General features: G+C 30.3%; 15 protein-coding genes. 11 read left to right on the top strand and 4 right to left on the bottom strand.

The genetic code is table 11. The annotated features are described in order from the left end of the window. Positions 1-3: 3 nt before the first annotated feature. Positions 4-1,815 carry an arylsulfatase gene (locus JOP69_RS01875; RefSeq protein ID WP_203393132.1) on the bottom strand — a complete coding sequence of 604 codons (1,812 nt, stop codon included), beginning with the start codon at positions 1,813-1,815 and terminating at the stop codon, positions 4-6. A gap of 387 nt (positions 1,816-2,202) precedes the next feature. On the opposite strand from JOP69_RS01875, the gene JOP69_RS01870 reads away from it, so the two are divergent. After that, on the top strand, positions 2,203-6,438 hold the full coding sequence (locus tag JOP69_RS01870; protein WP_203393133.1) for a hybrid sensor histidine kinase/response regulator transcription factor: 4,236 nt from the start codon (positions 2,203-2,205) through the stop codon (positions 6,436-6,438). Positions 6,439-6,541: 103 nt separating this feature from the next. On the opposite strand, the gene JOP69_RS01865 is transcribed toward JOP69_RS01870, so the two are convergent. Next, on the bottom strand, positions 6,542-7,378 hold the full coding sequence (locus JOP69_RS01865) for an AraC family transcriptional regulator (RefSeq protein WP_203393134.1): 837 nt from the start codon (positions 7,376-7,378) through the stop codon (positions 6,542-6,544). Between the two features lie 137 nt (positions 7,379-7,515). On the opposite strand from JOP69_RS01865, the gene JOP69_RS01860 reads away from it, so the two are divergent. Genes JOP69_RS01860 through JOP69_RS01830 form a run of 7 tightly spaced genes read left to right on the top strand, consistent with a single transcriptional unit; the run spans position 7,516 to position 15,579 of the window. Beyond that, the gene (locus tag JOP69_RS01860) at positions 7,516-8,673 is read left to right on the top strand and encodes a cytochrome P450 (protein WP_203393135.1); all 1,158 of its coding nucleotides are present in this window, start codon (positions 7,516-7,518) and stop codon (positions 8,671-8,673) included. 5 nt (positions 8,674-8,678) lie between these two features. Continuing rightward, positions 8,679-8,987, top strand: a complete 309-nt coding sequence (locus JOP69_RS01855) for a 2Fe-2S iron-sulfur cluster-binding protein (RefSeq protein ID WP_203393136.1) — start codon at positions 8,679-8,681, stop codon at positions 8,985-8,987. A gap of 6 nt (positions 8,988-8,993) precedes the next feature. Continuing rightward, complete coding sequence (locus JOP69_RS01850; RefSeq protein WP_203393137.1) at positions 8,994-10,235, top strand: NAD(P)/FAD-dependent oxidoreductase; 1,242 nt, start codon at positions 8,994-8,996, stop codon at positions 10,233-10,235. A gap of 11 nt (positions 10,236-10,246) precedes the next feature. Next, positions 10,247-11,362 (top strand): Zn-dependent alcohol dehydrogenase, encoded by a 1,116-nt coding sequence (locus tag JOP69_RS01845; RefSeq protein ID WP_203393138.1) that lies wholly within the window; start codon positions 10,247-10,249, stop codon positions 11,360-11,362. 23 nt (positions 11,363-11,385) lie between these two features. Beyond that, a complete protein-coding gene (locus JOP69_RS01840) occupies positions 11,386-12,255 on the top strand; it encodes a glycosyl hydrolase (protein ID WP_203393139.1) in 870 nt (289 codons plus the stop codon). 16 nt (positions 12,256-12,271) lie between these two features. Further along, positions 12,272-14,773 carry a glycoside hydrolase family 2 TIM barrel-domain containing protein gene (locus JOP69_RS01835; protein ID WP_203393140.1) on the top strand — a complete coding sequence of 834 codons (2,502 nt, stop codon included), beginning with the start codon at positions 12,272-12,274 and terminating at the stop codon, positions 14,771-14,773. Between the two features lie 8 nt (positions 14,774-14,781). Beyond that, complete coding sequence (locus tag JOP69_RS01830; RefSeq protein WP_203393141.1) at positions 14,782-15,579, top strand: alpha/beta hydrolase family protein; 798 nt, start codon at positions 14,782-14,784, stop codon at positions 15,577-15,579. Positions 15,580-15,597: 18 nt separating this feature from the next. Here JOP69_RS01830 and JOP69_RS01825 read toward each other — a convergent pair whose 3' ends face one another. Beyond that, on the bottom strand, positions 15,598-16,368 hold the full coding sequence (locus tag JOP69_RS01825; protein WP_203393142.1) for a carbohydrate-binding family 9-like protein: 771 nt from the start codon (positions 16,366-16,368) through the stop codon (positions 15,598-15,600). A gap of 344 nt (positions 16,369-16,712) precedes the next feature. Here JOP69_RS01825 and JOP69_RS18650 point away from each other — a divergent pair, with 344 nt between their 5' ends. After that, positions 16,713-18,296 carry a ThuA domain-containing protein gene (locus JOP69_RS18650; protein ID WP_252191164.1) on the top strand — a complete coding sequence of 528 codons (1,584 nt, stop codon included), beginning with the start codon at positions 16,713-16,715 and terminating at the stop codon, positions 18,294-18,296. A gap of 51 nt (positions 18,297-18,347) precedes the next feature. Continuing rightward, on the top strand, positions 18,348-20,498 hold the full coding sequence (locus tag JOP69_RS01815; protein WP_203393143.1) for a glycoside hydrolase family 3 N-terminal domain-containing protein: 2,151 nt from the start codon (positions 18,348-18,350) through the stop codon (positions 20,496-20,498). 272 nt (positions 20,499-20,770) lie between these two features. Here JOP69_RS01815 and JOP69_RS01810 read toward each other — a convergent pair whose 3' ends face one another. Then, a complete protein-coding gene (locus tag JOP69_RS01810; protein ID WP_203393144.1) occupies positions 20,771-21,616 on the bottom strand; it encodes an AraC family transcriptional regulator in 846 nt (281 codons plus the stop codon). A gap of 134 nt (positions 21,617-21,750) precedes the next feature. Between JOP69_RS01810 and JOP69_RS01805 the strand changes: the two genes are divergently transcribed. Then, entirely contained in the window at positions 21,751-22,653 is a 903-nt protein-coding gene (locus tag JOP69_RS01805; RefSeq protein WP_203393145.1) for a carbohydrate kinase family protein, read from the top strand. Position 22,654: the final 1 nt, after the last annotated feature.

Here is a 22,654-nt window from a genome sequence, read left to right as displayed (position 1 = left end):
TTATTACTTAATTCTCTTTACATACATATAAAAGGCAGAAAAAGTAAGCTCTTTATTATCTTGAAAATTAGCCTCAAAATGTTGTCTTCCACTATGAAGATGGGCATTAAAAACCACACTCTTCTTAGTTCTATCTACATCTTTTTCTAAATGCAATCCTTCAATATCTAATATTGCTTTTTCTATATTTAAGTTGACACTTTTTGGTTTAACAACGTACCAAGGAGTTGTTTCTCCTAATTGTTCTATAGAGTCTTCAAACGATAAGTTAGACTCTTTAGGCCATCTAGAAATTTCTATTTGATAATCTCCTTCTTCTTGAAGATCTAATAACCAATACGATTGTGTTAAACATGCCTTTTTACCTGAATAAGGATCTCTTACATAACTTTGATTCCAAGCAAGAGGTTCATCTGAATGTAAATCATGAGCAGTTATAACCGTTTCTTCGTTTAGTTTTTTTCCTATTTTATAAGCTTCAAAATAAGCAAAATCATCAGAAATATGTTTCCACCATCTTTCATAAGCTTGTCTCATTTCTGCAACTTTAGTAGGGTGTTTAGCAGCAATATCCTGTTTTTGACCTACATCTCCAGAAATATTGTACAACTCTTTTCCATCAATCAAACGCCACTCATCATCCATCACAGAAGATTTAAACCATTTTTTTGGTTTTTGTTGTCTATTGGTATCTACAACACCATATCTATGAGACCATGTAGATCCATTTTCTTCGAATAAAGGTTTTAAACTTAAACCATCATATTCAGATTCAGCTGGTTTTTCTAATCCACATAAATCAATTAAAGTAGGTAACAAATCATAATTCATTGTCAATTTATCTACATCTAACCCTTTTTTAATATCTCCATCCTTCCAACGAATAAAAAGCGGAACTCTATGACCACCATCGTATTGAGAAGACTTTCCTCCTCGCATACCTGCATTAAAACCTTGTACAACTCCTTTATTAACTCTATACCCAGTTGCAGTTCCATTATCAGTCATAAAAATTAAAATAGTATTGTCTTTTAAACCTAACTTTTTTAACTTTTTATCTAATTTTTCTATGTTGTCATCTATGTTGGTAATCATACCATAATATGCTTTTTGAGTCTCACTAATGCTGGGCTCATCTTTATACATATCATAATATTTCTGCGGAACGTTCATTGGCCCATGAGGCGCATTTAAGGATAGATACACAAAAAATGGTTTATCTTTATTTTTATCTATATAGTCAATTGCTTCATCAAAAAACACATCTGTACAATAGCCTTCAAATTTTTCTGGTTTTCCGTTTCTAAAATACGTGTCATCAAAATAATCATTTTGCCAATAATCTGGTGTTTGACCAATACCACCTCCTCCATGAGAAACTACTTCTTCAAACCCCCTATTTTGAGGTAAATATGGATATGCATCACCTAAATGCCATTTACCAAACATGGCTGTTTTGTAATTATTTTGTCTAAATACTTCTGGCATTGCCACATATTTTTCTCTTAAAATATTACAACCACCAACGGTATGCCATACCCCTGCTTTGTTACCATCTACTCCAGACATAATACCAGACCTACTTGGGGCACAAGTAGAACCTGTATGAAAATTTGTTAAACGAGTACTTTCTCTATGTAATTTGTCTAATTGAGGTGTTTTTATCACCTTATTTCCATGTGCGGCTATATCTCCATAACCTTGATCATCTGTTAAAATAAATATAACATTTGGTTTTTTACTTTTTTGAGCTTTTATACCAAAAGACATCAAAGTAAATGCAACTAATAATAATAAATTCCGTTTGTTTACCATTCTTTTTTTGTTAACTAAATTATTTACTAAAAAAAATATAAACTTAAATAAATTACGCTTTTTGAATAATTTATTTAAATTTCACATTTGTGAGTGTAAACTTCAGAAAAAACAGCATAACTTAAGGCTATAAACTATCTAAAAAATAGAATATATCACCTAATTAGTATTTAAATGAACTGTCACCCCCATTACACAACTCAACAAAACAACTATATATCAAACAATTAGTCTTTAAGGCATGTTTCTTTTTAAAAAACTAAAATTAGATTTCTTAAATCTAATTTAGCTTAGGTCTTTTTTTTTACTAATTTTGTCTTATTGTTTATTATAAATAATTAAGATTTTTACTTCCTAAATTCACATAAGTATATGTTAAAAATTTTCATGAAAAATAGATTTAAATTTACGTTACTTATCATAGCTACCTTCGTTTTTTTTATAGAAGAAACGCAAGCTCAAGACAATATTTATTTTGAACATATTACTACACAAGATGGTTTGTCTCAAAATGATGTAAATTCTATTTATCAAGATAAACAAGGCTATATGTGGTTTGGTACACATGACGGCCTTAATAAATATGATGGGTATAATTTTACTACTTATAATCTTAATCAACAAAATCCTAAAAGTATTAATAGTAACTTAATCTTTACCATTACTGGTGATGACAATAATAACTTATGGATAGGAACATCGGGCAGCGGACTTAATTTTTTTAATAGATCTCTAGAAGAGTTTACACATTTTAAACATGACGAAAACAATATAAACAGTATTGCTAGTAATACCGTTAGATATGTTTTTAAAGACTCAAAAAATAGATTATGGATTTGCACCTACAATAATGGTTTAGACCTCCTTGATTTAAATGAATCTTTAAGTTCCATAAAATTTAAGCACATTACAATTGCCTCTAGCGAAACTTCTGTAAAAGTAAAAAAACTGAAATCTCTTACTATTTTTGAAGATAGTAACAATAATATATGGGTTGGTACAGATGAAGGTTTATTTAAGTTAATTGAAGATGAAAACGGAAAAACTTCTCATTTTGAAAAAATAAAAGTAAAATTAAATAACATTAAAAGTATTAAAGAGGATAAAGGCAGGTTATTTTTTGGTGCTAATAGTGGTCTCTATGTCTTAGATTTAAAAAACCCTTCATATGAACCACATTTAATATGGAGAAAAGACTATAAATATTCCATTAACCATATTCTGTTTGTAAATAATCAATTATGGGCAGGAAGTGCAAGTGGATTAATTCTATTTGATAATTCTGGCACTCAAAGAAATCCTAAATTTAGTAAAATCATTACGTATAAAGCGAGTCAAAAAAATGGTATCAGTAAAAATACAATAACATCATTATTTAAAGATAGAACAGGTATTGTTTGGGTAGGTACAAACGGAGGAGGAATAAATAAATTTTATCCTGGAAAAAAACAATTTAAACATGTAAAAAATACTCCAGACCCAAAGAGTTTAAGTTACGATAAAGTAAGAGCAATTTATGAAGATAGTAACGGTTCTCTTTGGGTTGGTACCGAAGGTGGTAGTCTAAACATGTTACCAAAACAAGCCGATAAAAACAACTATTATGGTTTTATAAAATTTCCAAAAATAAATAATGTTTTTACTATTGATGAACTAAAAAGAGGAGATAAAAAAATACTTTTGTTAGGAGAAGGCTCTAATGGTACCAATCTTCAACAATTAGATATTACAGACCCCGATAACATAAAAAAAATAGAATTTAATGATTTCAGCAAAATAAAAGGCAGTATTTTTTCCATATTAGAAGATAGTGACAAAAATATTTGGATTGGTACTTATAATAATGGCATAAATCGTTCTTTATACAACTCACAAACCAAAAGCTATAAAAACGACGTATTAACTTTTGATTATAAAGACTCCTTAAGCGTTCCTAGTCATCTCATTAGAAATATTCTTGAAGATAAAAAAGGAAATATTTGGTTTGGTACAGGAGACGGATTATGTGTTTTATCTAAAACAGAAAAAACAAAAGATAAACCTAAATTTACAATCTATAAAAGTAACGCTGATGATATAAATAGTATTAGCCATAACTATATTTTAGAACTCTTTGAAAGTGAAAAAGGAGATTTATGGATTGGTACTTTTGGCGGTGGATTCAACAAATACGTACCTGCAACAGATAGTACTAAGGTGAAATTTATATCCTATAAAACAGAAAACGGTTTACCAAACAATGTTGTTAAAGGAATTCTCGAAGATGATGACCACGACCTTTGGATATCTACCAACAAAGGTCTTTCTAAATTTAATGAAAATTCTGAAACTTTCATGAATTATGATGTGAATGATGGTTTACAGGATGATGAATTTCAAGAACTTGCAAGGTGTAAACGTAAAAATGGACAATTATTATTTGGTGGCGTAAATGGTTTTAATGTTTTTGAACCAAAAGATATTAAGAACGATACTTTTGAAGCAGAAACAGTAGTCACCAACCTTTTAATAGCAAACAAACCTATTAAAATTGGCGAAAAAGTGAATGGTAGAGTACTGTTAAAAAATCCTTTATGTAACAAATCTACAATTGATTTAAACCATAATGAAAACAGTTTATCTTTTGAGTTTGCTGCATTCCATTATGGAGCTCCTGAAAAAAACGAATTCGCTTATAAACTAGAAGGTTTCAATAAAGATTGGGTGTATACAGATTCTAAAAAAAGATTTGCAACCTATACAAATCTTTCACCAGGTAATTACACATTAAAAGTAAAAGCATCTAACAATGATAAACTTTGGGACTCTACTCCTTTTGAATTAAATTTAAAAATAGCTCCACCTTTTTGGTTAACAAAGTTCGCTTACTTTTTGTACCTTTTATTAATTATAGGCATTTTACTTTTATACAGAAGATATACTATTATTAGTACATCAAAAAAACACAGTTTAGAATTAGAACATGTAGAAAAAGAAAAAACAGATGAACTACAACGAATAAAATTAGAATTCTTTACAAATATAACGCATGAGTTTACAACCCCTTTAACCTTAATAAAAGGACCTTTAAACTTTTTACAAAAAGAAGGAGACAACATTGATAAAGATATTGTTAAAGAACAATACAAGTTAATGCAAAAAAATACAGATTACTTACTTAGACTTATCTCTCAATTACTAGATTTCAGAAAAATGAATCAAGGTAAAATGAGGTTGGTTATGAGAAACAGTAATATTGTTCAGTTTATAAAAGAAGTTAGTGAACCTTTTCAGTTCTTAGCACAAAAAAATCTAATAGATTTTACAATTGAATCTACTGATAATCAATTACAATCATGGTTTGACCATGATACTTTAGAAAAAATAATAAATAACTTACTTTCAAATGCTTTTAAATTTACACCAGATAATGGCTCAATAACTATTAATATATCAAGAGATAATAAAACCAATGTAACTTTTAAAAACCCTACTAAGACTTCTAAGTTTGTATATATTCAGGTAAAAGATTCTGGAACAGGAATGGATGAAACTAAAATAGAAAGTATTTTTGAACGTTTCTTTTCTGAAAAAAATAAAGAAAAGAAAGACTCTAAAGGAATGGGTATTGGTTTGGCTTTTGTTAAAGATATTACAGAACTTCACCAAGGTGAAATTAGAGTAATAAGCAAGCACAATGAAGGCACCAATTTTATAGTGAGACTTCCTATAGAGAAAAAAGCGTATCTTAATATTCCAGAAATTACATGTAAAGAAACCTCTGAAAGCGATTTTTACTTACGTTCTTCAGAATCAGATTCTCTTGCAATTAGTATTAATGATGAAATTGAAGATCAACAGTTAAATGAAAAATCAAAATCTGACTTACCCGTTTTACTAGTTGTAGATGATAATGAAGATATTAGAACCTTTATTAAGCTTGCTCTTGGAAAAAAATATAAAATTTATACGGCTGAAAACGGAGAAGAAGGATTAAAATTGGCAGGAAAAATAATTCCGAAAATAATTATTTCTGATATTATGATGCCGGTTATGGATGGTATTGAATTTTGTAATAAAATAAAAACAAAAAAGGAAACCAGTCATATTCCTGTTGTTTTATTAACAGCAAAATTATCTAAAGAAAATGAAAAAATAGGTTTAAGAACAGGTGCAGATGCTTATATTAGAAAACCTTTTGATGTAGAAATTCTGGACTTAAAACTAAATAATATTTTAAACTATAGAGAAGAACTAAGAAGTAAGTTTAACCTAGAAATTACTTTACAACCAAAAGAAATTACGGTTACCTCTGTAGATGAACGCTTTTTACAACAAGCAATGGAAGTTGTAGAAAAACACATGACAAATACAGATTTTAATGTTGAAATGCTAATTAAAGAAATGGGCTATAGCAGAACCAACTTATATACTAAGTTTAAAGAGATTACAGGCCTTTCATCTAGTGAATTTATTAGAAGTATTAGATTAAAAAGAGCCGTACAACTTTTTGAACAAAGTGATCTTTCTGTAAAAGAAATTATGTACATGACAGGTTTTAACACCGCTTCTTACTTTGCAAAATGTTTTAAAAAACAATTTGGTGTTATCCCAAGTGAATATGTAAAACAAAAAAATAAATAAGAATAAGAAAATATTGACTACCTGAGAAATTTCAGTTTTAGAAAAAATATTCTAGTTTAAAAGTATACGATAAAAACTTAAAGCATCTTACTTTAAGGTTTTATCATGTACTATGCTCTTTTTTATAAAATGAAGGAGTCCTCTTTGTAAATTTTTTAAATTGTCTATGAAAAAAAGGAACAGATTCATAGCCACAAGCAAAACAAATTTCACGTACAGACCAATCGGTGTCCATTAACATTCTTTTGGCCATATTTATTTTATATTGATTTAAAAAAGTAAAAAAAGGTCTTCCCATTATTTTACTAAAGAAACGAGAAAAAGACTGTTCAGACATGTTAACTAAATCTGCTAATTCTTTTAGTTGTATTTTTTTATGATAATGGCTTTCTACATAATCGTGTACTTTTCTAATGCGAGAACTATATTCTGTAGGCAAATCATCTATAAACCTTTTTTCTGATAGTTCACGATATTCAAAATTAGATAGCAATACCAATATATTCTGAAGTTTTAAATACAATTCCGTTCCTTCTAAAGTCAATAATTCTTTTAAAAGTGAAAACATTTCATTTGCATTTTCTTTTGTAAAAAGGATTCCTTTAGAGGCTGCTTTTAGCATTTTAAAAACATTTTCCATTTCCGGTACTCTTGCATAAATCCCTGTATTCCATTGAATCACTATAGATGAACATGTTGAGTTTTTTACCGAATTATTTTTCCAACAATGCGGCACATTTGTTCTTACTAAAACCAACTCCCCAGCTTCAAACGGACCAACATAATCTCCAATAAATTTGGTTCCAGTACTTTTTTCTATAAAAGTAAGTTCATGCTGAGGATGAAAATGCCAAGGTGCCTCAAACCGATCTCCCGCATACCTAAAAGCAATAATGGATTTCTGATTATTTAAAGGTACTTTTTCAAACTTTGGCTGCATAAGTCTCTATTATATTCCAAATATATTCAACAATTACCAAAATACAACATAATAGGGTACTTTATTGCGTAAATAAGGGAATATTTCATTTTAGAAATAAACAATCTTTGACAACTTTAAAATGTCAATTTAAATATATGAAAGCAAGCGAATTTCCAGATGCATTTAAAAATGCAAGACAAAAAGAAGGAATTGGTAAAATGGACGATCAAAATGATCCAGTAACCATGGTTTTACGTCACAAAGAAGTACGTAAATGTGCACACCAATGGCAAAACTTTCAATCTGGAGGAGATGAAATTGGTAGAATTGTAATTCCTTCTGAAGTAGCTATTAGAGACACCAGACAGATTCCTTTTGAAGTAGATCCACCAAAACATAAATCTTTTAGAGATATTTTAGATCCTTGGTTTAAAAGACCTTTACAAGAAGAATATTCTGCAAAAATCACCACTATTATTGATGAAATTATTGAAGAATCTTTAAATACGAATGAAGTAGAAGTTGTTGCCGATTTTGCCTTAAAATTACAATCTAGAGCCTTAACCTTATTATTAAACATTCCTTATGCTGAAGCCGAATTATGGATTTCTTGGGGAACTCATGTTTTTAGAAGCGATGATTCTGATTTAGATGCAGACAAAGCCAATATTTTATATGATTATATTGATAAACAAATAAATCTTGCCATAGAAAACCCAAGTGAAAGCTTGTATTCTGTGCTTCTACGAACTGAAGTTGATGGTAAAAAAATGACCAAAGAAGAAGTAAAAGGGGTATTGATATTAACTTTTGCAGGCGGTAGAGATACCGTAATTAACGCCGTAACCAACTCTATCGCTTACTTTTCTGAGCATCCAAAATCTTTAGCAGCAATAAAGGAAAATCCAGCAATGATTAACAATGCAGTAGAAGAATTGATTCGTTATTTTTCTCCATTAACACAAATGGGACGTGTGGTAACTAAAGATGTACAAGTTTGCGAACATGCTGTAAAAGCAGATACTCGAATTTCTTTAAACTGGGCTGCTGCAAACAGAGACGAAAATGTTTTTGAAAACCCTAATGAAGTTGTTTTGGATAGAAAAGTGAATCCGCATGTTAGTTTTGGATTTGGTACACACAACTGTTTAGGCGCAACGCATGCACGTCAGATATTAAGAATATTATTGGCTACTTTATCTGAAAAAGTAACCTCGATAAACGTTTTAGAAACAAAAGAAAATATAGAAAATTTAGGAGAATTCAACCGTAAAGTTGGTTTTGATGCTCTTACTGTAAAATTTAATAAATAATAGAAATGGCAAAAATAACATTTATAACAAGCGACAACGAATCAATAACAGTAGAAGGAACTTCTGGTTCTGTAATGGAATTGGCAGTAAATAATAACATAAAAGGCATTGATGGAGATTGCGGTGGCGTTTGCTCTTGCGCAACGTGTCATGTGCATGTAGAACCTGAATTTGTGTCAAAAACAGGACAAGCAGAAGAAATGGAAAATGATATGTTAGAGTTTGATGATTTAACCAACGAATACAGCAGACTTTCTTGCCAAATTCAGGTGAGTGAAGCATTAGATGGTGTTGTTTTTAAAGTTGCAAAATAAGTTTTGATGTCAGATTCAGTAAATAAAGTTTGTGCTGTTATTGGTGCAAGTCATGCAGGTGTTAATTTTGCTTTCAATTTAAGAAAAGAAGGTTGGCAAGGAGAAATTATTTTATTTGATTCAGACCCAAATACACCGTATCACAGACCGCCATTATCAAAATCTTATATTATTGATGGCGATTTAAATAGTAATCTTTTAAAACCTATAGAAAGTTATCAAAAGGAAAATATCACTTTAAAATTAGGTGTAAAAGTAACTGCTATCAATAGAGATAAAAAAACAATTTCTATTGAAAATGAAGGTGCTCAAAAATATGATAAATTAATAATTGCAACGGGTGCAAGACCTTTTATCCCTCCTATTTCTGGAATAGAATCTGCAACTAATTTATTTCCGATGAGAACTGCAGATGATGCCATCGCTATTAAAAGTTCAATTGATGCATCCAAAGAAAAAAAGGTTGTAATTATTGGTGGTGGTTATATTGGTTTGGAAACTGCAGCTTCCTTAAAAAAAATAGGCGCAAATGTAACCGTTTTAGAAAGAGAAGAACGTGTTTTAGCCAGAGTTACTGCGCCAGTTATGTCAGATTATTTTATGGAATTACATCAACAAAATAATGTTGACATTCTTACTAAGAAAAATGTTACTTCTATTAAAACAGAAAATGGCGTAAACACTGTTTTTTGTGATGATAATACTTCTTTTAAAGCAGATATAATTATTGTTGGTGTTGGTATCCGTGTGAATACAGAGCTTGCTAAAAATGCTGATTTAGAAATTGAACAAGGAATAAAAGTTAATGAGTTTGCTAAAACGAATGATGAAAACATCTATTCTATTGGCGATTGTACTTTTCATTTCAATCCACATTATAATAGATTTCTACGTTTAGAATCTGTACAAAATGCAGTAGACCAAAGTAAAGTTGCAGCAGCTTCAATTTGTGGCAAAGAATTTATCTATGACACCATTCCTTGGTTTTGGTCAGATCAATATGATGTAAAATTACAAATGGTTGGTTTATCTAACGGCTACAATGATGTTTTAATCAGAAAAGAAGCAACAGAAAATACAAGTTTTTCTGTTTGGTATTTTAAAGATGATGAGTTATTAGCTGTAGATGCCATTAACAACGGGAAAGCCTTTGTATTAGGAACAAGATTTATAAAAGGAAAACAAAAAATAGACAAAACAAAATTGGTGGATGTTTCAATACCTATGAAACCAACTACTTTTTTATAAAAAATAAAACTATGAGCATACAATCTAAATCTGCAATTGCTACAGGAGATGGAAAATTCATTATTGATACCATAACAATAGCAGATCCAAAAGGAGATGAAATTATCGTAAAAATTAAAGCAGCCGGTTTGTGTCATACAGATCACGATTCTTTACTTTGGGGAAAACCAATTATTTTAGGTCATGAAGGTGCAGGAATTATAGCGGAAATTGGTGCAGATGTCACCGATTTTGAAGTTGGTGATAAAGTTATTTTAAATTGGGCAACTCCTTGTATGAAATGCTTTCAGTGTCAAGAAGGCAATCAACATATTTGTGAAAATAATTCGCCCGTAACCGCTGGAGGAAACGGATTTACTCCTGGTCACGCACATTTAGAAGGGTCTAAATGGAATAACCAACCAATAGAACGCTCTTTTAATATTGGTACGCTTGCAGAATACGCTTTGGTAAAAGAATCTGCTTGTGTAAAATTAAAAAGCGAAATGCCAATGCCATCCGCAAGTATTATTAGTTGTGGTGTAATGACAGGTTATGGTTCTGCTGTAAATACGGCGAAAGTTACTGCGGGAAGTTCTGCCGTAATTTTAGGAACTGGAGGTGTAGGTTTAAACGTAATTCAAGGTGCTAGAATATCTGGAGCAGCAAAAATAATTGCAATTGATATTAATGCAGAACGTTTAGAAATGGCGAAACAATTTGGAGCAACGCATACTATTTTAGCAGATAAAAATGATGTTGGATTGATGCAAGCATCAGAAGAAGTAAAGAAATTAACAGAAGGAAGAGGTGCAGATTACGCTTTTGAGTGTACTGCAATTCCTGCTTTAGGCGCTGCGCCATTGGCAATGATTAGAAATGCAGGAACTGCTGTTCAAGTTAGTGGTATTGAAGAAACTATATCAATAGATATGAATCTTTTTGAATGGGATAAAATTTACATCAATCCATTATATGGAAAATGTAGACCACAAATAGATTTCCCAAAATTGGTGAATTTATATGATAAAGGCGATTTATTATTAGATGAAATGATTACCAGAACATATCCTTTAGAAGATTTACAACAGGCTTTTGATGATATGTTAGCGGGTAAAAATGCAAAAGGAGTTATTGTTTTTGATTAATTAATATAATATTCTTAATTTTTATGAAATACAGAATTCAAGCTTTAGTATTAATTAGTTTTTTAATTTTTACAACAAATTTTAGTGCGCAAATAAAAGCACCAGAAGGAAAAAAGTGGACCGTTATTAAAAATCTTTCTGATGAATTTAATGGAAAAAAACTAAATAAAAGGAAATGGATTGCAGATCCTGAAGGACATCCAGATTTTGGTTGGATTGGAAGGTCTCCTGCCCTATTTAAAGAAAGTTCGATTACACTTAATAAAGGAAAATTAGAAATTGAAGTTGGTAAATTAGATAAAACTTTTACAAGTTATAAATACAGTACGCCTTCTGTTTATAATTATTATGGAGGTATTATTAGAGCATCAAAATCAATCTCTTATGGTCATTATTTTGAAGCCAAATTTAAAATGAATAAAACAGAAATGGGTGGTGGTTTCTGGCTGATGTCTAAAAATATTTGTGATTTTAAACATGAAATAGACATTACAGAATCTGTGGGTTCTATTTCTCCTTTAGCTGAAGAATGGGGCAAAAAATGGGATAAAATAATGCACTCAAATACCATTCATAGGAAAACAAATTGTAATGAAGCAATTCGTAGTCAAGCCGTTGTTTATCCTGATGTTAAAAATTCCGATAAGTATTACACGTATGGTTGTTGGTGGAAAAGTCCAACGGAATTGTTGTTCTATTTAGACGGGAAACACGTTTATACTGTAAATCCACCAGTAAATTTTGACCAAGAATTATTTCTTCATTTTTCCATTGAAAAGTATGATTGGAATCCTATCCCGGAAGATGGAGGAAAAGTAGCAAGTGCATCAAAAGATGACAGAACAACTTATATCGATTACATCAGAACTTATAAATTAGAAGATAAAAATTAAATTTATTCCAATTATTATGAATAGAAAAACATCAATTTTAATTATTGTTTTTAGTAGCATTTTTAGTTTTATTTCTGCTCAAGAAACCGAATTATTAAAAAACTGGAAATTCACCAATTACGATTATGGTGCAGCTTTTCAAAAAGATTTTGATGATGCTGATTGGGAAAACGTAACAGTTCCTCATGATTGGGCAGTACAACAAGATTTTAATTTTGCGCATGATGTGCAATTAACAACTGTAATACAAGATGGTGAAACCAAACCAAGATACAGAACTGGTAGATCTGGTGCATTGCCTTATGTTGGCATTGGATGGTATAGAACAAATTATTCCATTACAGCATCAGAATTAGAAGAAAAAGTTCAGATTCTTTTTGACGGAGCAATGAGCAACGCAAAAGTGTATGTAAATGGCCAATATGTTGGTGAGCGTCCTTTTGGTTATATTTCTTTCCATTTTGATATTACAAAATTTCTAAAATCCGGAGACAATACAATTGCCGTTCGATTAGAAAATTTTAATAGTCAATCTCGTTGGTATCCTGGAGCTGGTTTGTATAGAAAAGTATCCATAATTAAAACTAATAAAACGCACGTTAAAACCTGGGGGACTTTTGTAACGACTCCTGTTATTGCAAAAAGACATGCTGAGGTACACGTAGATATTGAAATTTTAGGAAGTGGAAATTATACAATGATTAATGAAATCATTTCTCCTGACGGAAAACAAATCGAAAGAAAATCAAAAGAGATCACCATTCAGAAAAATACTAAAATATCTGAAAAATTTAAAGTTTCTAAACCAAAACTTTGGAATTTAAATACACCTTATTTATATCAACTTAAAACATCTATTTTAAAAGGTCGCAAAGTTGTTAATACCTATACAACACCTTTTGGAATAAGAAGTATCCGTTTTGAAGTAGATGGATTTTATTTGAATGATCAAAAAATAAGATTTAAAGGTGTTAATATGCATCATGATTTAGGTCCTGTTGGTGCCGCTTTTCATAAGGAATTATTTGTCCGTCAGATGAGAAAAATGAAAGAAATGGGTGTAAATGCAATTCGTTTTTCTCACAATCCTCCTGCTCCAGAAGCGTTAGATATTTGTGATGAAATGGGACTTTTAGCCATTGATGAAGCTTTTGACGAATGGCAAATTGGTAAAGTAATGAATGGGTATTCTAAACATTTTGACAAATGGGCAAAAACAGACTTAACAGATATGATTTTGCGTGATAGAAATCACCCAAGTATAATTATGTGGAGTATTGGTAATGAAATTATGGAACAATACAAACACGATCCAAATAACATTACCGGTTACTTAAATAAAATTGTGAAAACTTTAGATACAACGCGAGCTACAACTGCCGGTTTTAACTCAGCTTCTGGTTCTTTAAAAAGCGGAATGGCAAAAATCGTTGATGTTGCAGCCTTTAATTATAAACCTGGTCTTTACAATCTAATTAGAAAAGAATATCCGAATTTAAAGTTTTTCGCAAGTGAAACTGGCGGATCCGTTAGTGTTAGAAACAGCTATAAATTCCCAGTAGTTTTTGATACAATTCATACAAAAAGAGGAAACTCTTTAAATACAAATACCTATAAAGATGGCTATCCTGGTAACTATGAAACTACCAATGTTTCTTGGGGATATCCTGCTTATAAAGAGTTTGCTGCACAAGACAAAAACACAACTGTTTATGGCGAATTTGTTTGGACGGGTTATGATTATTTAGGAGAACCTTCTCCTTATCACGAAGTAAAAGCTAGAAGTTCTTATTTTGCGCCAGTAGATTTTATTGGTTTAGAAAAAGATAAATTCTACTTATATCAAACACAATGGAAAAAGGATAAAGATGTACTACACTTTTTTCCTCATTGGACTTTACCTGAAATGAAAGGGAAAGAAATTCCAGTAGTTTGCTATACATCTTATGAAAAAGCTGAATTATTTGTAAATGGAAAAAGTTATGGAATTCAAACTAAAAAACCATTAAAAAATCATAGGTATGAAAGTAATTCTATAGACAAATCTGCTTCTGGAGGTGGTAATTGGGATTTATTTAAGGCTTACGCTATTGTTTGGGATGCTGTAGTTTATGAACCGGGAGAAGCAAAAATTGTGGCTTATAATAAAAAAGGAAAGAAAGTTGCTGAAGTAATAAGAGTAACTGCTGGTGAGCCTCATCATATAGAAATAAAACCAGAATTAAAAACCATTAAAAACGGAGAAGTTGGTGTTTATATAATTTCTGTTTTAGATAAAATCGGCAATTTATGTGTAAATTACAATGAGAACATGCACATACAAGTTGATGGAGCCGCTACATTTTTAGCATCCGGAAATGGAGATCCAACCAATTTGCAAAACTTATCGAAACCCGAAAGAAAATTCTTTAACGGACAAGCTGCTATTTTTGTGAAATCGAAAGAAAAAGGAGCTGTTAAAGTTGCCATTAAATCGAAAAAATTACAAGGAACCAACAATTCATTAATTATAAATTAAAAATTTATATGGCATCAAGCTTTAAAACTGTAGAACTTTCAGATTCTAATTTCGAATCTCAAGGACTAAGATTTTTAACCGTAAAAACGCCTAATTTAAAAGGTAGAGGAGATATTTGTTTGTATGTACCACAAGTGGATAATCTCGAAAATTTACCAATATATATCTTATTACATGGCGTTTATGGAAGTGCTTGGATTTGGGCGCTAAAAGGAGGTGCTCATAAAACGGCAGAACGATTAATGCAAAACGGCACCATAAAACCCGCTATAATTGCAATGCCTTCAGACGGACTTTGGGAAGATGGTTCTGCCTATTTTTCTCATCATCAAAAACAATTTGATCATTGGATTGTGAATGATGTGATTACGGCTGTTAAAGAAAATATTCCGGAAGCCAAGAATTCTACATCAACATGTATTGGTGGTTTGTCTATGGGAGGTTATGGCGCTTTGTCTTTAGGCGGACGATTTCCTGAGAAATTTAAAGCAATTTCCGGGCATAGTTCTATTACCAAATTAGAACAAATGCAACTTTTTACAGATGATCCTTTAGATGAGTATCTAAAAGAAAGTAAAACTCCTAATATAATAGACATTCTAAAAGATCATAAAAACAGCTTACCTACTATTCGTTTTGATTGCGGTATTAATGACAGTCTATTTCCGGCTAATAAATTACTACATGAGGAACTTTTAAAAGAAAATATTCCTCATGTATTTGAAGAATTAAAAGGAAGTCATGAATGGTCTTATTGGATAAAGCATCTAGAAAAAACATTACTTTTTTTTAATAAAAACAGATAATACTTTATACAACCACTACTAATTAACAAACTCCATTAACCCAAATTTATCTGGTTGATGCACATCTTTTGATATATCATAAATAGGGAAAATAGTAGAAGTAATTCTGCGTTCACCTTCCGCTTCGTTTCTTTCTTGTCTGATTGCTAAAAACCTCCATTTACTCCCCTCTTGTACGGGCTCAAATTTACTTAAAAAGCCAAAAGTAGTTAACGGGATTTTTAATTCCATAGTCCATCCCTTATCAATATCAGAATTATCATTTACAGTACCATTATAAACAACTTCAACTTTACTAACGGGATTAAAAGTTTTTAATGCAGTATTCGTATTCTCATAATAATCATTAAAAAAGAGAAGATCGTTAACCGCTTTGTATAGATTAATTTCAAAGCAAAAATGTGTATCTAAGCTTTCTGGAGTTGGTATTATAAAGATTTCTGCACAATCATCAAAATAAGGTGCACCATCTCTTTCTGTCTCTCTAGCATTTAAATATTTATCTTCCAATTCATAAAAAAGGTATAGGTTATTTTCATCCCATAACATTCTAAGTGTTGTTTTTTGTTTATCACTTGGTTTTTCTTCATTATAAGTAAAATCAAATGTTCTGCTTTCCGTTTTAGACCAAATAGCTTCATCCATTTTTCCATCAATAATTATTGGCTCATTTGTTTTAGAAACTTTAAATATGGGTGGTTCTGGTATTGCTTTTTGACATCTAGTTATAACTACGAAAATCATTATAAACAAACAAAAAATGATACCATAAGCTTTAAAGTTTTTCATAATAGATATTTTAGTTTTAATATTTATTTGAAATGCAATAACGTACTAATTGTTAACTTTTAACATCATCAATCATCTTTTTAACACCACCTATTATCTAATCCGTTTTCATCATCAATTAATTGTAATTTATCCACTCTCAAAAAAAATGAATTATTTAGATTTAAACAAGAAGGAATAAAACAGTTAATTCAGAAAAAGAACATCAGTTGTTTTACAAAGACATTTTGTTTTCCTTAAGATTATATTTAATTAGTTTATTTGAATAACTAATCATTAAAAAAAAACTTTAAACAAACTACTATCTTTATCTTATAAATAATTCCAAAACAAGACAACTAAAAATGAAAAAACCAATTATAAAAACTACACTACTTACAATATTTTTTTTCAGTTTAATTATTAGCTGTAAAGTAAAAAAACAATACAACACTTTTTCTAAAAAGACAGAAAACACCATTTTAATTTTCTCAAAAACAAATGGATACAGACACAAATCTATTACAGAAGGGATTACAGCCATCAAAAAATTAGGACAAGAAAATGGATGGAAAACAGATACTACAGAAGATTCTTTACAATTTAATTATCAGAATTTAAAAAAATATAAAACACTTGTTTTTTTAAACACTACAGGTAATGTCTTAAATAATCAACAAGAAAAAGATTTTGAAAAATACATAAATGAAGGCGGTGGTTTTGTTGGTATTCATGCTGCTACCGACACTGAATACGATTGGCCTTTTTATGAACAAATGATTGGAGCACAATTTAAATCGCATCCAAAACAACAAAAAGCTACGCTAAAAGTTAATAAAGAAAGTAACCATGCTGCAATAGCGCATTACAATGATACATTTGAAGTATTTGATGAATGGTACAATTTTAAAAAACCTGCTGCAAAACATGTCAATGTATTATTAGAATTGGATGAAACTTCTTATTCAGGTAAAAGGATGGGGACAAAACATGCTATTTCTTGGTATCATCATTTTCAAGGTGGTCGTATTTTTTATACCGGAATGGGACACACCAAAGAAGCATATACAAATACCGATTTTCTACAACATTTAAAAGAAGGAATTTTATGGACTATAAAAGAAAAGAATGTTGCTATTGATAAAAATGGCGAAGATTTATTAGATTCAAACTTGTCTAAATGGGATGTTTGGATAGGAGCTGTTCATCCTTCGGTGGATATCAATTTTGAAAAATCTAAAGATGTCACAAAAGGAAAACCAATGGGTTTAAATAATGATCCGAAAAAAGTGTTTTCTATCATCAAAGAAAATAACAAAAACGTTTTAAAAATTAGTGGTAAAATATACGGAGGGTTAACCTCTAAAAATGAATATGGTAATTATCATTTTACCACCCAATTTAAATGGGGAGAAAAAAAATGGGAACCTCGCATAAAAGGCAAAAGAGATAGCGGTATTTTATATCATGCTAAAGGAGTTCATGGAGCATTTTGGAACACTTGGATGGCTTCTTTAGAGTTTCAAATACAAGAAGGAGATTGTGGAGATTTTATTGCTTTGGGCGATGTCTATGAAGATGTACCTGCTGATAGAAAGTTAAACAAAAAAGGAAAACCCTTTTTTATATACAATCCTAAAGGAAAAGAAATTCCTTTAAAATACGCTACTGGTTTTGAATCTGGAAGATCAACTAAATCTTCTTTATATGAAAACCCTAATGGCGCATGGAATACCTTAGAAATTTACTGTTTAGACAACGAAAGTATCCATTTAGTAAATGGCCATGTTGTGAACAGAATAAAAAATGCTCGTTACGATGTTGCTGGTAAAACAATTCCTGTAAGTAGAGGTAAAATTCAAATTCAATCTGAAGCTGCAGAAGTATATTATAAGAACATTAAAATAACACCGATATCTAAACTTCCTTCAAAATTTTCTAAATTATAACATTCGAATTATTTGTAATACGCATAAAACGAATAACTTCTATTAAATAGCATGAATAATCTAAAAATTATCTTTTTCAGTATCACTTTAACTTTTCTATTAGCTTGTAATACCACTCCAGAAAGTAATGAAATTAAAGTGGATGAATTAATTATGTCTAAAGTTGATAGTTTATTAAAATTAATGAGTCTTGAAGAAAAGGTAGGACAGCTTTCACAAAGATTTTCAGCAGGATTAGATAATAAATTATCTGATGATATTAAAAACGGACAAGTTGGATCTTTACTTAATGGCAGAAAAAATTTTTATACTGTAAAAGAAAGAAACAAGATTCAGAAAATAGCGATTGAAGAAACCAGATTAGGAATTCCTATTATCTTTGGACATGATGTTATACATGGGTTTCGTACTATTTTTCCAATAAGTCTTGCGCAATCATGCACATGGTCTCCAAAATTAATTGAAAGAGCTAATTCCGTAGCAGCATCAGAAGCAGCAGCGAATGGGGTTGATTGGGCTTTTGCTCCTATGGTAGATGTTTCAAGAGATCCTCGTTGGGGACGTATTGCAGAATCATATGGTGAAGACACCTACCTAAATGCTATTTTTAGTAAAGCTGCTGTAAACGGTTTTCAGGGTAAAGATGTTTCAAGCGAAGGCAAAGTAATTGCTTGTTTAAAGCATTTTGTTGGTTATGGTGCAGCAACCGGAGGTCGAGACTATCAATACACAGAAATATCCGACAGAACAATGCATGAAGTTTATTTACCTTCATTTGAAGCTGGTGTTAATGCTGGTGCTTTAACTGTAATGTCTGCTTTTAATGATATTAATGGAGTGCCTGCCACAGCAAACAAAAAATACATTCGAAAAACTTTAAAGGAAAAAATGAACTTTAATGGTTTTGTTGTTAGCGACTGGGATGCTGTAGAAGAACTGATAAAACACGGTATTGCTTCTGATAAAAGGGAAGCAGCACTTTTGGCTATCAATGCCGGAGTTGATATGGAAATGAAAACTCTTACATATCAAAAACTTACTGAGGAAGTAAAAGCCAATAATCTTTCGGAAAATATTATTGATGAGGCCGTTGGAAGAATCTTATTTGTCAAATATAAAAAAGGTTTATTTAAAAATCCTTATACCTCTCTTACCAATGTAGATAAAGCAAATCCTACTTTAGAAAAAAGAAAATTAGCAAGACAGATTGCAAGTGAATCTATGGTATTGTTAAAAAATAAAGAAAATATATTACCCTTAAAAAACAAGAAGATTAACATTGCTGTTGTTGGTTTATTTGCCAATGAAACGAATGTTATGGGTTGGTGGCAATCTTTAGGAAAAAATGAAGAAGTAGTTACCCCCTATTCTGGATTAAAAAATAATGCCGATAGCAACATTACAATAACTAAAGAGGTAAATTCTAAAACAGATGTTATAATTGCCTGTGTTGGTGAAAGCTCAACTTTGTTTGGTGAAAATCATTCACGTACAAATATTAAATTACCTAACAATCAAGAAGCTTTTTTAAATAAACTAAAGAAAAAAGGAAAACCAATTATCACAGTAGTATTTAATGGTCGTCCTCTTGATTTAACAGGAGTTTTAGAATCTTCTGAGGCCGTATTAATTGGTTGGCATCCTGGTATTGAAACAGGTAATGCTTTAGCAGATTTAATTTATGGAAAAAGCAATCCGTCAGGTAAATTGACAACTAGTTTTCCAAAATCAGTAGGTCAAATACCTGTCTATTATAATCAGAGAAATAGCGGAAGACCTCATCAATCTAATTATAGAGATGAAACGTCTAAACCTTTATTTCCGTTTGGCTTTGGACTAAGTTATTCTAACTTTGAATATGATAATTTGATAGTATCCAAAGAAAAATTAAACCGTAAAGATTCGCTTGTTATTTCTGCACAAATTACAAATAATAGTAATGTTCAGGGAACAGAAATTGTGCAATTATATGTACAAGATATTGTGGGATCTACAACCAGACCCGTGAAAGAATTAAAAGGATTCCGCAAGATTACGCTAGCTCCTAATGAATCGAAAGTGGTGAATTTCACATTAAAAACTAATGATTTAACAGTACTTAATGACAATTTTATCCCAATAATTGAACCAGGTAAATTTAATGTTTGGATAAGTACCAATTCTGATAAAGGCTTAAAAGGTTCATTTGAAATTGAGAAATAATATTTTTAGAGTAGCTAACTATATTTCTTCTAAACGCACCCAAAACTATTTAGAACACTTAAACCAATTTTTAGATTTCTTTGAAAACAGGATTAAATTATAAAAAATCTAATTTCTTCGTTTTTTTTAGATGCTTATTCATGTATATATTTGAATGGTTTTATAGATTTACAAATTTAACAATGAATTACAAGTTTAAAGGCATTTATAGACTTGACAAAAACTATACAAAACTAAACATAAAATTATATTAAAAACCTATAAATTCTTTTTTACTTAAAAAATGTTGCTCTATATTGGGCAGGTGTTTGCTTTGTAAATAACTTGAATTTTCTATGAAAAAAAGAAAGGTTTGGATAACCTGTTTCAAAAGCTATTTGTTCAACAGAAATTTCAGATTCTTTTAAAAATTCGCAAGCTTTACTAACCCTATATTCATTTAAATAAGAAGTAAAAGTTTTATTAAATGACCTCTTAAAAAATTTAGAAAACGAAACTGGAGTCATAAAAACCAAATCTCCTAATTGCGAAGCTTCTATTTTATTTTGATAATTTTCATCTACAAAATTGATAATATTTCTAATTCTATCTGAAACCAAAGAATTGACATTAAAACTTGCACCTAAACTTAATACCTCATATTTTTCTAAAGATAATTCATGAAGTAATTTTATAAATTCTATTAATCGAAGTGTTGTAGATGTTTCTTTCATAGAAATCATTTTTGCACCAATATCTTTTGCAATAATTTCATTGAATATTAATCCGTAGTTACTACTAATCAACATTTTTTTTATCAAAGAAAACTCATCTTTATCCATCCATCCATCTCCTAATACATCTTTTCTAAATTGAATTACAGTAGATTTAGCAAGTTCTTTTGTACTTCTATTTGTTTTCCAACAATGAGGTAAATTGGGTCCTAATAAGACTAATTCTCCTGGTTGATATGCTTGTATAGAATTCCCAACACTTCTTATCCCTGTGCTTTCAGTAATAAATGTTAGTTCCCATTCAGGATGATAATGCCAAGGAGTTCCAAACTCTAATTTTTCGAAAACTCGATAATGAAAAGATTGATTAGTAGTATTAGAAATGGGTTCAAAAACAGCTTTCAATATGTATATATTTTCGAATAAAAAAATTATTACATCAAATATATGGAAAAATAGTACACTTTACAACTAAATATGTATTTAATACCTCATCTAAATCAGTCGTAATTTTACTCTATAATTTAAAAGAGAATAACATGAAATTTGATGTAATAGTTTCTGGGATGATGGTTGTAGATATTTTAGCTGAGGTTCCTTTAAATGTAAATTTAGGATCAAAACACGAAGTTTCAAAAATAATTATTCAAGGGGGTGCTCCTGCAGGAAATGCTGCTTGTGTTATTGCTCAAAACAATTTAAAGACAGCGTTTTTAGGATATAAAGCAGACAATACTTTAAGTTTAATCGCTAGAGAAGAACTAAAAAGGTATAATGTTGACACCTCGTTATTAATTAACAATCCAGATTTTCAACCTGCAATTGCTGTTGTTGAAATAAATACTAAAAATGGAGATCGTACCGTTTATTACTCAACAAATAACTACAAACCACTTCTACCAAAAGATATTAATGAAGATTGGATTAAAAACAGTAAATTATTATTAGTAGATGGTTATGATGTTGTTGGAAATTTAGAACTTCTAAAAATTGCTAATAAACATAACATTCCCTCTGTTTTAGATATTGAAGCTGGAGATATTTCTGTATTAAAAAAAATGATTTCTTTAGGTAGTCATATTATTCTGCCACTAGAAGGAGCTCAAATGATTACTGAATTAGACTTACCAGAAGAATGCATCAATGCATTGAGTTTAATAACCAATGGACAATTAGTAATTACTGATGGTGCTAATGGAAGTTGGGCTTTAGAAAATGAAAGAATTATTCATCAAGCTGCTTTTCCTACTGAAGTTGTAGATACTACTGGTTGTGGAGATGCTTTTCATGGCGCTTATGCATCGGCTTTGTTAAAAGGAAAAAACTTAGCTAAACGATTGGAATATGCTTCTGCTTATGCATCTATAATTGCAACCCATTTTGGAGGGAGAAGTTATTTTCCGAGTACTAAAGAAGTGGAACAAATACTATTAAAAAAATAAA

The sequence above is a fragment of the Polaribacter sp. Q13 genome (genome assembly GCF_016858305.2).
Lineage (GTDB): Bacteria > Bacteroidota > Bacteroidia > Flavobacteriales > Flavobacteriaceae > Polaribacter.
This window is presented reverse-complemented; position numbering and strand designations above follow the sequence as displayed.